Origin of the sequence: Desulforadius tongensis (assembly GCF_016907915.1) — a bacterium.
GTDB lineage: Bacteria > Bacillota > Desulfotomaculia > Desulfotomaculales > Desulfohalotomaculaceae > Desulforadius > Desulforadius tongensis.
Genome location: NZ_JAFBCW010000027.1, coordinates 1 through 13435 on the forward strand (window position 1 = coordinate 1; position 13435 = coordinate 13435).

Consider the following 13435-nt stretch of genomic DNA (forward strand, 5'->3'; position numbering starts at 1 on the left):
AGGTTTATCAGGAGCCGTATACGAGGCCCGTACGTACGGTTCTGTGAGAGGGATAACGCCGTAGCAAATTACTGCGGCGTTACCCTACTCGATCACACTAGATCCTTCCCTTGGGCAAAACTGTCTTCTTTAGAGTAAATGAGCCGGAAATGAACTTTTTTTTCAAAACTGGACACTAATTTCTTTTCGTTTTGGTGGGTGTAATAAAAGCCGCGGTTGACGGCTTCATCTTTAAACGCAATGACGAAGCACTCCCCGGTTTTCCAATAACGGCAGGTTAAATTTAATTGTTTAGATAAATTGGTGGCTATTGGAAGGGCTTTTTCAAAATTTTCATTGTCTAATGCAAAAGAGGGATATAAATAATCTTGCACAGAAAATACTCCTTTCGTAATGTGTTAACTCCTACTTTATTCAACAATATATTACCGTGCCCTTTATGTAATTGATGGCAGTGGTAGAAGAATCAAGAATTTAGAGGATCTGCTTTATGGAGAAGATAACCTTACCCCATAATTTACTTCAGGCTAACTTTGTCAAAAGGATAAATCGTTTTGCGGCTGCGGTGGAAATTGATAAACGGGTTTACCGGGCCTACGTACCCAGCTCCGGCCGGATGAAGGAATTACTGCTGCCCGGTGCTGTGGTGCTGGTTTCACCGTCCCCTCCCGGCGGGCGTACCGATTACAAACTGCTGCTGGTAAAACACCGGGATACCTGGGTATCGGTGGATTCGCTGCTGCCCAACCGTCTGGTGAGCAAAGCGCTGCGCAGCGGCTGCCTGCCGGAATTTGCCGGTTACAGCACCGTGTACCCGGAAAAAACCTTTGGCCGCAGCCGGTTTGATTTTTTGCTGCTGGCGGACAATAAGCATGACGCCGGCTGCTATATAGAGGTAAAATCAGTAACGCTGGTGGAAGACCGGGTGGCAAAATTTCCCGATGCTCCTTCAAAAAGGGGTACTAAACACATTTATGAGCTTGTTGAGGCGGTGAACAGCGGTTGGCGGGCTGCGGTGATGTTTGTGGTGCAGCGGGATGACGCAGAAAGTTTTGCTCCCAACGGCCGCCGGGACCGGGAGTTTGCTGCTGCGCTGAACCATGCTGCGCGTAACGGTGTGGAAGTTTATGCCCGGAAATGTGTTATTGATCCGCCGGAAATAACTTTACATAAAAATATACCCGTAAAATTAGAGGATACTTTCATGAAATGTAGAATTTAAACACCTGTGCCATTTACGGCACCATCAGAGGATAGGGTATATTTAATATTTTTAATGCAGGTGAATATTTACATGCGTTCTCTGGCGATAATGGGCGGGACATTTGACCCCATTCATTATGGACACCTGGTGGCGGCGGAGCAGGCGCGCCACAGCTTTCAATGTGAAAAAGTGCTGTTTGTTCCCGCTAAAAGCCCGCCCCATAAAGATAATTCCCGGATATCACCGGTGGAGCACCGCCTGGCCATGACGCGCCTGGCGGTGGATACCAACAGGTATTTTGAAGTATCTACTTTGGAAATTGAGCGTCCCGGGCCGTCATACGCCATTGATACGGTAAAAGAAGTGAAGAAAATTTACAACCCGGAAAAATTATACTTTATTACCGGGGCAGACGCGGTTTTGGAAATAATCAGCTGGAAAAATGTTGAGGAATTACTGTCGGCATGCTATTTTGTAGCTGCCACCCGGCCGGGATACGACATAAGCAACCTGCGGCAAAAATTAAATGTTTTGCCCGCCGAGTATTTAAAAAAAATAATTCCCACTTATATACCGGCACTGGCCATTTCCAGTACCGACATAAGAAAAAGGGTTCGTGCCGGCGAGTCCATAAAGTATTTGCTTCCCGAGCCGGTGGAAAGATATATAAAAAATCACCGTCTTTACTTATAGTGAGTATTTAGTGAGTGTTTAGTGAGTGTTCGAATGGTAAATGTTGCCCTTTAATATATTTGCATTACCTCTTTTCGATCTGCAAATAATAACGTCAAGCTGATTGAAGAAAGCAGGAAAGAGGTGAAAATAAAGACATGGTACGCACCCTATATGTGGGCAACATACCGTGGGCAACAACAGCTGAAGATTTAACGGAAGCCTTTTCAGCCCATGGCCAGGTGATTTCCAGCCGGGTAATAACGGATCGTGAAACCGGTAGATCAAGGGGATTTGGCTTTGTAGAAGTAAGTGACGAAGATGCAGACAGCATGATTGCCGCGTTAAACGGCACCGAGCTGGGCGGGCGGGTGATTACCGTTAACGAAGCAAAGTCCCGGGATTAAAAATACAACACCGGCGAAATTAATTTTATTTCCAGAACCTCCTCCCCAGGGACGGAGGTTTTGCCTTTTATAAATCATTTGTGAAGGGGAGAGATTGTCACCAGCGATGGATAACATAGCGGAGATTAAAGAGCAAATTAAGCGCCAAATGTCTTCACTCAGGTTTAAACATACACTGGGCGTAATGCAGACAGCGGTAAACTTGGCGAAGAGGTTTCAGGTTAATCCCCGGAAGGCGGAACTGGCTGCGCTGCTGCATGACTGCGCCCGGGATTACACAGATGAACAGCTGCTGCAGCTGGCCCACCGGTTTAATTTAAAAATAGATCAGATTCAGGAAAGCCTGCCGGCCATGCTGCACGGTCCGGTGGGGGCGGAGCTGGCCAAACAAAAATTTGGCGTTCGGGATGAAGAAGTTTTGCAGGCCATTGCCGTTCATACCTTTGGTGCTGTAAATATGAGTGATACAGCAAAGATATTAATGCTGGCCGATGCCACCGAGCCCGGCAGGAAATATAACGGGGTAGAAGACCTAAGACAGCAAATAAGCGGTGCAGATAATTTAAACCAAGCGGTACTGCATTGTATTGAATTTAAAATCAGAAGTGTGTTAAAATGCAAGTGTCTGCTGCATCCCGCGGCGGTGAGTGCCCGCAACCAATTATTACTGAAAATTAATAATCCCAAAGGAACAAATTAACAATATATGAGTATAATTGTAGTAACTAATTTTTTTAAGGAGGAATGGATTTGAATCTAAGCATCCAGCAAATGGTGGATGAAGCTTGTCGTGCTGCTGAAGAAAAAAAAGCTCATGATATTGTGGTGCTGGACATTAGTGGCGTTTCTGTTATCTGTGATTATTTCATCATTTGCAGTGCCAACTCAACTACTCAGGTGAAAGCCATTGCGGAAAATATCCAGGATAAAATGGCCAGGCAGGGGGTTGCCCTCAAACACCGGGAAGGTTTAAGAGAAGGAAACTGGGTGCTGCTGGATTACGGTGATGTGGTGGTGCACATATTCCGGGAGAAAGAGCGCCATTTTTACAATTTGGAACGCCTGTGGGGCGATGCCGAAGTGGTGCATTCTTCTGCGGGAAATTAAAATAAAATTTGCAGTTGACAATCACATATCTTTGCCTTATAATAAAATGCGTCACATCGATGAACGCAAAATCGATGAAGAGGAGTAGTAAATGGTGCAGCTCTGCAGAGAGCCGTCGGTTGGTGCGAGACGGTGAGCGTAACATTGAACTCGCCTCTGAGATGCATGGGGGATATGTACTCCATGACGGTTGGTGGCCGTTATACACGTCAAGCGGGTAATTCGTGGGGCTGTAGCTCAGCTGGGAGAGCGCTTGAATGGCATTCAAGAGGCCAGGGGTTCGAGCCCCCTCAGCTCCACCATTTTACTACCAACTAGGGTGGTACCGCGGGAGAAAAGCTCTCGTCCCTATAAGGGGCGAGGGCTTTTGGTATTTTTGTGCATTTCCAAAACCAATGACTGTATGCCCCGGGGTTAAAGAAATTTAAGCATATTTGTGCAGCCGGCTTTTACAGAATATTCTGATTTGCTGAAGGGGGATAGGTATGCAGAAACTTGACAAAGTCACGGTGGGACAGCTGCTGGAGCAGGTTGCCCGGATGTATCCCGATAACGAAGCGCTGGTGTACAACGACCGGGATTTGCGTTATTCTTATCGAGAGTTTAACCGGTTATGCCGGGTAGTGGCCAGGGGATTAATGGCCATGGGGATTAAAAAAGGTGACCATATCGCGGTGTGGGCTACCAACGTTCCCGAATGGGTGCTGCTGCAGTTTGCCGTCGGGAAAATGGGGGCGGTTTTAGTAACTGTAAACACCAACTATAAAACCTTTGAGCTGAAATACTTACTGGAGCAGTCGGACAGTACCAGCTTATTCATGGCTGCCGGGACAAAAACATCCAGTTATATCGATATGATTTATGAGCTGTGCCCGGAATTAAAGGAGTCTAAACCTGGCCAACTAAATAGTGATAATTTGCCCTTATTAAAAAATGTGGTTCTTTTAGGTGCTGAAAATTACCCGGGCATGTTTAATTGGAGTGATCTGCTGGCCATGGCGGAACAGGTATCGGAAGAGGAGTTAGACGCCCGCATGGCTTCCTTGGATCCTGACGATGTTATCAACATGCAGTATACCTCTGGAACCACCGGATTTCCCAAGGGGGTTATGCTGAGCCACACAAACGTGGTAGGTAATGCCCGGAGTATTGCCCAGTGTTTAAAATTTACTTACCGGGACAGGTTGTGCATACCGGTGCCCTTTTTCCACTGTTTTGGCTGCGTGCTGGGTACTTTAACCTGTGTGGTGAGCGGTGCCACCATGGTGCCGGTGGAGAGATTTAATCCCCAGGTGGTTTTAGAGGTCATTGAAAAGGAGCGCTGTACCGCGGTGCACGGGGTACCCACCATGTTTATTATGGAACTGGAGGAACTGGATAAAAGCAATTATGATCTTTCCAGTTTGCGTACCGGAATAATGGCCGGTGCTCCCTGCCCCATTGAAGTGATGAATGCGGTTATAAAGCGCATGAATATGAAGGAAATTGTGATAACCTACGGTCAGACCGAAGCATCACCGGGTATAACCATGACCCGTACTGACGATCCCGTTGAGATACGGGTTAATACTGTGGGCCGGGCGCTGCCCAACGTGGAAATGAAAGTTATTGACCCGGCCACCGGCCGGGAAGTGCCGCCCGGTGTCCAGGGGGAAGTTTGTGCCCGGGGATACAATGTAATGAAGGGCTATTATAAAGATCCGGCGGCCACTGCCCAGGCCATTGATAAAGATGGATGGCTGCACACCGGTGATTTGGGCGTGGCTGACAGCAGCGGTTATTTAAAAATAACCGGCAGGCTGAAAGACATGATTATCCGCGGGGGAGAAAATATCTACCCCCGGGAAATTGAAGAGTTTTTATATACCCATCCCAAGGTTAAAGAAGTGCAGGTGATAGGTGTACCCAGTGTCAAATACGGGGAAGAAGTACTGGCCTTTATCAGGCTCAAAGAGGGTGTCACCTGCAGTAAAGAGGAAATTCAGGAATACTGTGTGGATAAAATTGCCCGCTATAAAATACCCCGGTATGTACTGTTTGTAGAAAACTACCCCACCACCGCCAGCGGTAAGGTGCAGAAGTTTAAACTGCGTGAGCAGGCCATGGAAATGCTGGGGTTAAAAAACAGCGCTGATTTTGATGGGGCGGGGGTATAACAGCTGCATATTATTGTGTATAATGACAAATTATGATAAAATGGGCGGGGTAAACATATGTTTACCCCCCACGCAACTTTATAGGAGGATGTGACAGTGGAAGAGCGCTATCATTTTAAAAATATTGAGCCCAAGTGGCAGCAAAAATGGGAAGAAGAGAATATTTACTGCACACCGGATTCTTCAGACCGGCCCAAATACTATTGTTTGGAAATGTTTCCTTATCCTTCGGGTAAGCTGCATATGGGTCACGTTCGCAACTATTCCATTGGTGACGTGGTAGCCCGTTTTAAAACCATGCAGGGCTATGATGTGCTGCACCCCATGGGTTGGGATGCCTTCGGTCTGCCGGCGGAAAATGCCGCCATAAAACATGGTATACACCCGGCAGATTGGACCTGGGATAACATTGAAAATATGAAGAGCCAGCTCAAACAGCTGGGTTTAAGCTATGACTGGCGGCGGGAAGTGGCCACATGCCATCCCGACTACTACCGCTGGACCCAGTGGATATTTTTAAAATTATATGAACGGGGTAAATGCTATAAGAAGACTGCTTCTGTTAACTGGTGCCCATCCTGTGCCACGGTGCTGGCCAACGAGCAGGTGGTAGACGGTGCCTGCGAGCGCTGTGATACCAAAGTAGAACAGCGGCAGCTGGAGCAGTGGTTTTTCCGCATTACCGATTATGCCCAGCGATTGCTGGACGACCTGGAACTTCTCTCCGGCTGGCCGGAAAAAGTGCGCGTTATGCAGGAAAATTGGATCGGTCGCAGTGAAGGTGCGGAAGTTAAATTTAAAGTGACCGGTACGGACGAGGAGTTGGAAGTATTCACCACCCGTCCCGACACCATATTCGGTGTTACTTATATGGTTTTAGCACCGGAGCACCCGCTGGTGGAAACACTGACCGCCGGAACGGAATATGAAAAAGATGTGGCCGATTTCGTGAAAAAGGTGCGCAATATGAGCGAGCTGGCCCGTACCACTGCTGAAAAAGAAGGGGTATTTACCGGGGCGCACTGCATTAACCCCTTAAGCGGTGAGCGGATACCGATTTTGGTGGGCAACTACGTGCTGTTAGAATACGGTACCGGTGCGGTTATGGGTGTACCGGCCCATGACCAGAGGGACTTTGAGTTTGCCACCAAATATAAACTGCCCATAAGGCCGGTAATCCAGCCGGAGGGAAGGGTCCTGCAGGCAGAGGAATTGAAAGAGGCCTACACCGGTGAAGGGGTGTTGATTAATTCCGGTGAATTCAACGGCATGTCCAATAAAGAAGCCATTAAGGCCATTACCAGGAAATTAGAGGGAAATAACCAGGGCCGTGCGAAAGTCAACTTCCGGCTGCGTGACTGGCTAATATCCAGGCAGCGCTACTGGGGTACCCCCATTCCCATCATTTACTGTAAAAAATGCGGGGCAGTACCGGTGCCTGAAGATCAACTGCCGGTGGTTCTGCCCACCGATGTGGATTTTGATCCGTCGGGCAAATCGCCTTTGGTGGACAACCCGGATTTTGTCAACACCACCTGTCCCAAGTGCGGTGGTGAAGCAAAACGGGAAACGGACACCATGGATACCTTTATAGATTCCAGCTGGTATTTTCTGCGCTACACCAGTCCCCGGGAAACCAAAGGACCCTGGGATAAAGAGGCAGCAGACCGCTGGATGACTGTGGACCAGTACATTGGTGGTGTTGAGCATGCTATTCTGCACCTGCTGTATTCCCGATTCTTTACCAAGTTCTTCCATGACCTGGGCCTGATTAACAACCGGGAACCGTTTAAAAACTTACTTACCCAGGGTATGGTATTAAAAGACGGGGCCAAAATGTCTAAATCCAAGGGCAATGTGGTCAGCCCGGAAGAAATTATAGACAAATACGGTGCAGATACCGCCCGCCTGTTCATTCTGTTCGCGGCCCCGCCGGAGCGCGATCTGGAGTGGAGCGACCGGGCTGTGGAAGGGTGCAACAGGTTCTTAAACCGGGTGTGGCGGCTGTATTATTCACTGCTGGATGAAATTAAAGACGCTCCCCCGGTGCAGAATGCCGCTAAGCTGGTGGGGGTACACCGGGAACTGCGCCGTATTACTCACCAGACCATTAAAAAGGTAAGTGAAGATATAGAGAAACGGTTTAATTTTAACACCGCCATCAGCGCCATTATGGAACTGGTGAACGCTGTCTACACTTATCGGGATAAAGTTCCCCAGGCTGAACGCAACAGCTCTGTACTGAGGGAAGCATTAGAAAGCGCGGTGCTGTTACTGGCTCCCTTTGCTCCCCATATAACCGAAGAACTGTGGCAGGCACTGGGATACAGGGAAAGCGTTCACCGCCAAGCATGGCCTAATTATGATGAAGCGGCACTGGTGGAAAATGAAGTTACCATTGTGGTACAGATTAACGGGAAGGTCCGGGATAGGGTGCTGTTACCGGCAGATACCGGTGTAGAGGATATGAAAAAATACGTTATGGAACAGCCCAAGGTACGGCAGCTTATTTCCGGTAAAGAAGTGATTAAAGTAATAGCGGTACCGGGGAAATTGGTAAATGTGGTTGTAAAATAATTCTATAATAAATGAGCAGGTTCTCCGCTTTCTGTGTAGAAAAGTTAAGCGGGGGACCTTTTTTTGCCTTGCCTGGTTAACATTTGGAGGTGAGCTTTTTTGGAAGAAGTGATTTGGGGCTACCTGTTTATATTTTTAGCCCGGGTTTTGGATATGTCCCTTGATGTAATCAGAATTTTAATGCTTACCAGAGATAAAAAATTTACTGCTTCGCTGATTGGTTTTGTGGAAGTGATAATTTTTATAGTTGCTTTAAATAAAGTTATAGCCGGCGGTTTGGACGACCCGCTGAAAGTAATCGCTTATGCCGGTGGTTTTGCCACCGGAAACTATGTTGGCGGTTGGATTGAATGCTGTATGGCGGTGGGTTACGTATCAATGCAGATGTTTCCCCGGCCGGATAAAGCGGGAGATATTATTAACAAACTGCGGGAGGAAGGGTTTGGAGTGACCAGTGTAATCGGGGCCGGGCGCAGTGGTCCCCAGAATATACTTCATGTGATAGCAAAACGCCGGGATTTAAACAAAGTAATTGCCGTATTAGATGATATCGCTCCCAATACTTTTTTTAACATATCCGATGCCCGCAGCATCAGGGGTGGGGTGTTTCCCCAGGCCAGAAAAGGCAAATAAATGTATATCTACCAACCTTGGCAGCAAATAATAATACGGCTTATCTGCAGGAGGTTGGTGATGTTTTTTGTGGGAGATTATTTTTCGCACCATAGTGATATATTTTTATGTGCTGATTATTTTAAGGCTGACCGGCAAGAGAGAAATCGGCCAGCTGTCTCCCTTTGATTTTGTAGTGGCCATTATCATTGCCGAGCTGGCCGCCATTCCCATGGAAAACAACGACCAGCCCCTTTGGCACGGCTTAATACCAATTACCGTGCTGGGGCTGTTAGAAGTGTTTCTTTCCTGGCTGACAATGATCAGCCGGTCGGTAAGAATGATTATCTGCGGGGAGCCCCAGGTGATTATAAGGAACGGTAAGCTTTTGCGCAGTGAAATGAGAAAATCAAGATATAACCTGGACGATTTAATGGCTCAGCTGAGAGAAAAGGGGGTTGCCAATATTCAAGATGTGGAGTTCGGTGTTTTAGAGAACTCGGGCCGGTTAAGTGTAATCCTTAAATCTCAAAAACGGCCGGTAACCCCTGAAGATTTAAACATAGCTACTAAGTATGAAGGCCTGCCGGTGGTGGTGGTAATGGATGGGGAAATAATAAAAAAGGCTCTGCAGGAGGTAAATTTAACTGAGGAGTGGTTGTTAAACAAGCTGAAAGAAAAGGGTTTCTCCCCCGAAGAAGTGTTGATAGCGGCCTTAACACCGGAGGGGGACCTGTTTGTTAATGAGCGTGATACATAAAATTAGGAAAAATAAGCATAATCTGAGCAGGAAAATGGCACTTTGTCAAGAACTTTTGCATAAAAAATGAGCTTGGCAGGTGCTTTTAATGTTCACATTGGGGCGCCGGGAGCAGCTGGTAATATTAATCCTGCTGGCCGCGCTGCTTTTTGGTTCCGGTTATCGCCTGGCAGAATATAAAAATGCCGGCCGGGGACAGCAGCCGGTGCTGGTGGCAGGAGAAAGGGAAGCGAAAAAATCTGCCCCCCTGCGGGAAACGGTGGTGTATGTCAGCGGGGCGGTAAAAAAACCGGGGGTTTACCGCCTGGATCAGGGCAGCCGGGTGATTGACGCCTTGCAAAAGGCCGGGGGCCCGAGGGAAGATGCCGATTTAGGCAGGTTAAACTTGGCTGCCCCCTTAGCCGACGGCCAGCAGGTTGACGTGCCGGTAAAGGCTGCAGCTGCACCGGAAGGGGATATGAAAAGCACTACCCCTTTTGCACTGCAAAGTTCCAGCGGGGCGGGAAAAATTAATATAAATACCGCCAGTGAAGCTGAGCTGACCGCACTGCCCGGCATAGGGCCGGCGTTATCCAAGCGGATTGTTGAATACCGCCGGAATAACGGCGGTTTTAAATCAATTGCGGAGATTAAAAAAGTATCCGGTATTGGGGATAAAAAATACGAAAATTTAAAAGAGATGATATCGGTGTACTAAAAGCGGATCTTTCGAACATCTTCTTAAAGGGACGGTGAAAATAGTGAATGATATAAACCTTTTCCTGCTAACCGGGTTATTATCCATACAGGCTCAAAACAGCGCGCTGCCCGGGACTTATACCCGCAAAAGTCAGTTTGCCCCTCTTTTTCCCCTGCTTTTGGCCCGGGCTATCAGCAATAATGGTGCTGGTAAAGCAGCGGCAGGCATTACCCAAAACGGCGGCATAAACCGGCCGCCCGCTGTGATGCCGGTAATGGCCGGGGGAAAACAGCAGCTGAATGCTGCCCGGGCCGCGGCGGTATATAAAAATCACTACCGGGCAGCTGGAAACAAAAATTATGACCGCCTTATTAACCGCCTGGCCCTGGAAGCGGGGGTTGACCCGGCGCTGGTAAAGGCGGTGGTAAAGTGTGAGTCCAACTATAATCCCCGGGCGGTTTCCAAGGCCGGTGCCCTGGGATTGATGCAGCTGATGCCTCAAACTGCGGCATCGCTGGGAGTAAAAAATCCCTTTGACCCGGTGCAGAACTTACGCGGTGGAATAAAGTATTTAAAGATGATGCTGGATCGCTATAACGGTAATGAAACCCTGGCCCTGGCGGCCTACAATGCCGGCCCGGGAGCGGTGGGCAAATATAAGGGCGTTCCGCCTAATAATGAAACTCAAAATTACGTTCGCAGGGTTATGAGCTTTAGAAGTCAGTATTCTGCTTAAAAATCACCTCTTAAAGGTGATTTTTTAGTTTGTGTTAAAGGTTTATGTTTTAATTTCCCATATAAAATAAACCTCTCCGGCATGTTGGTGATAAAAATGAACCGTCCCCTGCTGCAATTTTGCCTCACCTTTATATTAGGTGTTTTAAGCGGCTTTTTATATCCCCTTCCGGCCGGTTTGATACTGGCGGTATCTGTTTTTCTGTTTGTATCAGCCGTTATTTTTTACCGGTTAAAAAGTAATTTAGTAAACGGAATAATGGTACTGCTCTGTTTTTCTTTGGGCATTGTTAATGCTTCCGCTGCGGGGGAGGACGGTAATAACCTGCTGGTGAAATTTGCCGGTAAGCCTGTCACCGTTGTCGGTGCGGTGATAAAAGAACCGGATGTGAGACCGGGAAAAGTCTTTTATTTACTGGAAGTTCAAAAACTGTACACAAGGGATGGGGTGCTCCCTGTCAGGGAGTTAATACGGGTTGCTGCTTATAAACCGGAAAAAATTTTTCAATATGGTGATGTGATTAAAATAAAGGGTGAAATAAGGACGGTGCCTTCTCCGGGCAATCCCGGGCAGTTTGATTACCGCCGCTATCTGGAGCGCCGGGGAATTTATGCGGTAATGTTTGTTTGGCCGGGACAGAGTATAGAGAAAGTGGGAGCGGCCCATAACACCGGGTTTAAAGGAATGGCTTTATCCCTGAAAGGCAAACTGCAAACCGTTCTTGACCGCACCCTGCCGCCTGCTCAATCGGCACTGGTGCAGGGGATGCTGTTTGGCAGCAGGGGGATGATTGACAATCAAACAGCCGCTGATTTTCAAACGGCCAGTTTAATTCACGTGCTGTGTGTTTCCGGGTTTCATGTGGGCCTGGTGCTGGCTGCTTTTATGGGCTTATGCTGCCTTCTGCGCCTGCCGCCGGCCTGGGAAGCGCCGCTGGGTACGCTGGTGCTGCTGCTGTACGCCGCCATGACCGGTATGGGGCCGGCGGTGATGCGGGCCGCAGTTATGGGCCTGGTGGCGTTGTGGGCCCGGCGGTTGGGCAGAGAACGGGATTGGCCCACCGCCATGGCTTTGGCCGCGGTGATTATTTTAATTTTTTGGCCGGCGGCACTGTGGGAACCGGGTTTTCAACTGTCCTTTGCCGTTACCTGGGGCATCCTTTATCTCACCCCCCTGGCACAGCAGTTTTTAAAACCCCTGCCTAAAATTGTTCGCCCGGTGCTGGCGGCAGTGCTGGTGGCGGAATTGACGGCGGCGCCGCTGGTTGTTTATCACTTTAATATGGTTTCGCTGGTGGGGGCGGCGGCCAACATATTAGCAGCACCGCTGGTGCTGCTGGTGATGCTGCTGAGCGGGATCAGTGTAGTGGTGGGCCTGTTTTCGGCTCCTTTGGCGCACATTATTAATGCCGCCACCGGTGTGCTGTTAAACTTAATGCTGTGGATGGTGCACAATTTAGCTTCCGTACCCCATGCGGCGTTATTTTTTTCATCCCCACCGTGGTGGCTGGTGGCGGCATTTTATTTTCTGCTTGCTTTACTGCCCCGGTGGTTAATGCTCAGCCGGGATGAACGGGACGAAATGCCGGGTTTACGCCGGTACCGGCTGCTGGTGTTACTGCTGGCTGTAACGGTGCTGTTTGCATGGCCGCTGGGGGGAAATCAATCTCATCTGAGGGTGCACTTTATTGATGTGGGGCAGGGCGATGCTGCCCTGGTGCAGACTCCCAACGGCCGGAACGTGTTGATTGATGCCGGGGGCTGGAAGGATGAATTTGACAAAAAAACCGGGGCGGGCAGCCGGGTGGTATTACCTTACCTTAAAAGCCTGGGTGTAAACCGGTTAGATGTGTTGATACTCAGCCATCCCCATGAGGATCATGCCGGTGGTGCCACCGGCATAATCGGGCATCTGCCGGTAAGGTTAGTGATTACAGCACCGGTAAAGACAGGCGCTGAAGACGGTTGGGAAATGCCCGATGAAGGGTATATGCGTTTGCTGTCCGCTTTTAAAGATAAAGGTGTGCCGGTACAGGCCGCCTGCAGCGGAGATATTTTAAAATTAGATGATGACGTAAATATAAAGATTATTGCACCGGATGGGCCTAAAAGCAGCCTTAATGACGGGTCGCTGGTGGTAAAAATAACTTACCGCCGGATCAGCTTTTTATTTACCGGGGACATAGAAGAACACCAGCAGCGTCTATTGGCCGGTGATAATATTGATTTAAGTGCTGACATATTAAAAGTTCCCCATCACGGCAGTGGATTTTTTGATGTCCAATTTTTTAAAGCGGTCAGTCCCCGGGCAGCGGTGATTTCGGTGGGAGAGAATAATAAATTTGGCCATCCCGCCCCGGCCGCCATCAAAGCACTGGAAGATTTGAATGCGCTGGTGTATCGTACGGATATTCACGGGGCGGTGATTGTCAGTACTGATGGGGAATCGGTTTGGATTGATACCGGGAGAAAATATGAACATTAATTATCGGAGAATTTTCTAAGCCACTTTTTACAGGCCGGACT

The 13435-nt window shown here is 48.6% G+C and carries 13 protein-coding genes and 1 tRNA gene; 13 read left to right on the forward strand and 1 reads right to left on the reverse strand.

The window, feature by feature from the left end; genetic code table 11:
* Positions 1-92 precede the first annotated feature (92 nt).
* A complete protein-coding gene (locus JOC37_RS10310) occupies positions 93-374 on the reverse strand; it encodes a hypothetical protein (RefSeq protein ID WP_204618651.1) in 282 nt (93 codons plus the stop codon).
* 116 nt (positions 375-490) lie between these two features.
* On the opposite strand from JOC37_RS10310, the gene sfsA reads away from it, so the two are divergent.
* The 13 genes from sfsA (at position 491) to JOC37_RS10375 (ending at position 13394) form a co-directional block, all read left to right on the forward strand.
* A complete protein-coding gene (gene sfsA / locus JOC37_RS10315) occupies positions 491-1222 on the forward strand; it encodes a DNA/RNA nuclease SfsA (RefSeq protein ID WP_204618653.1) in 732 nt (243 codons plus the stop codon).
* Positions 1223-1294: 72 nt separating this feature from the next.
* Positions 1295-1897 (forward strand): nicotinate-nucleotide adenylyltransferase, encoded by a 603-nt coding sequence (gene nadD / locus JOC37_RS10320; RefSeq protein WP_204618655.1) that lies wholly within the window; start codon positions 1295-1297, stop codon positions 1895-1897.
* Between the two features lie 137 nt (positions 1898-2034).
* Positions 2035-2283, forward strand: a complete 249-nt coding sequence (locus JOC37_RS10325) for an RNA recognition motif domain-containing protein (protein ID WP_204618657.1) — start codon at positions 2035-2037, stop codon at positions 2281-2283.
* Positions 2284-2389: 106 nt separating this feature from the next.
* Positions 2390-2983, forward strand: a complete 594-nt coding sequence (gene yqeK, locus JOC37_RS10330; RefSeq protein ID WP_204618659.1) for a bis(5'-nucleosyl)-tetraphosphatase (symmetrical) YqeK — start codon at positions 2390-2392, stop codon at positions 2981-2983.
* A 50-nt stretch (positions 2984-3033) separates the two neighbouring features.
* Entirely contained in the window at positions 3034-3390 is a 357-nt protein-coding gene (gene rsfS / locus JOC37_RS10335; protein ID WP_204618661.1) for a ribosome silencing factor, read from the forward strand.
* A gap of 226 nt (positions 3391-3616) precedes the next feature.
* Positions 3617-3692: transfer RNA gene (locus tag JOC37_RS10340), tRNA-Ala, on the forward strand.
* Between the two features lie 183 nt (positions 3693-3875).
* Positions 3876-5546 (forward strand): AMP-binding protein, encoded by a 1671-nt coding sequence (locus tag JOC37_RS10345; RefSeq protein ID WP_204618663.1) that lies wholly within the window; start codon positions 3876-3878, stop codon positions 5544-5546.
* A 96-nt stretch (positions 5547-5642) separates the two neighbouring features.
* Entirely contained in the window at positions 5643-8123 is a 2481-nt protein-coding gene (leuS, locus tag JOC37_RS10350; protein WP_204618665.1) for a leucine--tRNA ligase, read from the forward strand.
* Positions 8124-8231: 108 nt separating this feature from the next.
* Positions 8232-8756, forward strand: a complete 525-nt coding sequence (locus JOC37_RS10355) for a DUF2179 domain-containing protein (RefSeq protein ID WP_338017377.1) — start codon at positions 8232-8234, stop codon at positions 8754-8756.
* Between the two features lie 67 nt (positions 8757-8823).
* Entirely contained in the window at positions 8824-9495 is a 672-nt protein-coding gene (locus tag JOC37_RS10360; protein WP_204618667.1) for a DUF421 domain-containing protein, read from the forward strand.
* An 88-nt stretch (positions 9496-9583) separates the two neighbouring features.
* Complete coding sequence (locus JOC37_RS10365; RefSeq protein WP_204618669.1) at positions 9584-10192, forward strand: helix-hairpin-helix domain-containing protein; 609 nt, start codon at positions 9584-9586, stop codon at positions 10190-10192.
* Between the two features lie 43 nt (positions 10193-10235).
* Positions 10236-10910, forward strand: coding sequence for a lytic transglycosylase domain-containing protein (locus JOC37_RS10370; RefSeq protein ID WP_338017375.1), 675 nt, complete (start codon positions 10236-10238; stop codon positions 10908-10910).
* A 96-nt stretch (positions 10911-11006) separates the two neighbouring features.
* A complete protein-coding gene (locus tag JOC37_RS10375; protein WP_204618670.1) occupies positions 11007-13394 on the forward strand; it encodes a DNA internalization-related competence protein ComEC/Rec2 in 2388 nt (795 codons plus the stop codon).
* Positions 13395-13435 lie beyond the last annotated feature (41 nt).

Excerpts from the sequence above, each read along its gene's own strand:
- sfsA (WP_204618653.1), top strand. The coding sequence starts at position 491 with ATGGAGAAGATAACCTTACCCCATAATTTACTTCAGGCTAACTTTGTC.
- JOC37_RS10375 (WP_204618670.1), top strand. The coding sequence starts at position 11,007 with ATGAACCGTCCCCTGCTGCAATTTTGCCTCACCTTTATATTAGGTGTT.
- JOC37_RS10345 (WP_204618663.1), top strand. The coding sequence starts at position 3,876 with ATGCAGAAACTTGACAAAGTCACGGTGGGACAGCTGCTGGAGCAGGTT.
- JOC37_RS10325 (WP_204618657.1), top strand. The coding sequence starts at position 2,035 with ATGGTACGCACCCTATATGTGGGCAACATACCGTGGGCAACAACAGCT.
- nadD (WP_204618655.1), top strand. The coding sequence starts at position 1,295 with ATGCGTTCTCTGGCGATAATGGGCGGGACATTTGACCCCATTCATTAT.
- yqeK (WP_204618659.1), top strand. The coding sequence starts at position 2,390 with ATGGATAACATAGCGGAGATTAAAGAGCAAATTAAGCGCCAAATGTCT.
- JOC37_RS10365 (WP_204618669.1), top strand. The coding sequence starts at position 9,584 with ATGTTCACATTGGGGCGCCGGGAGCAGCTGGTAATATTAATCCTGCTG.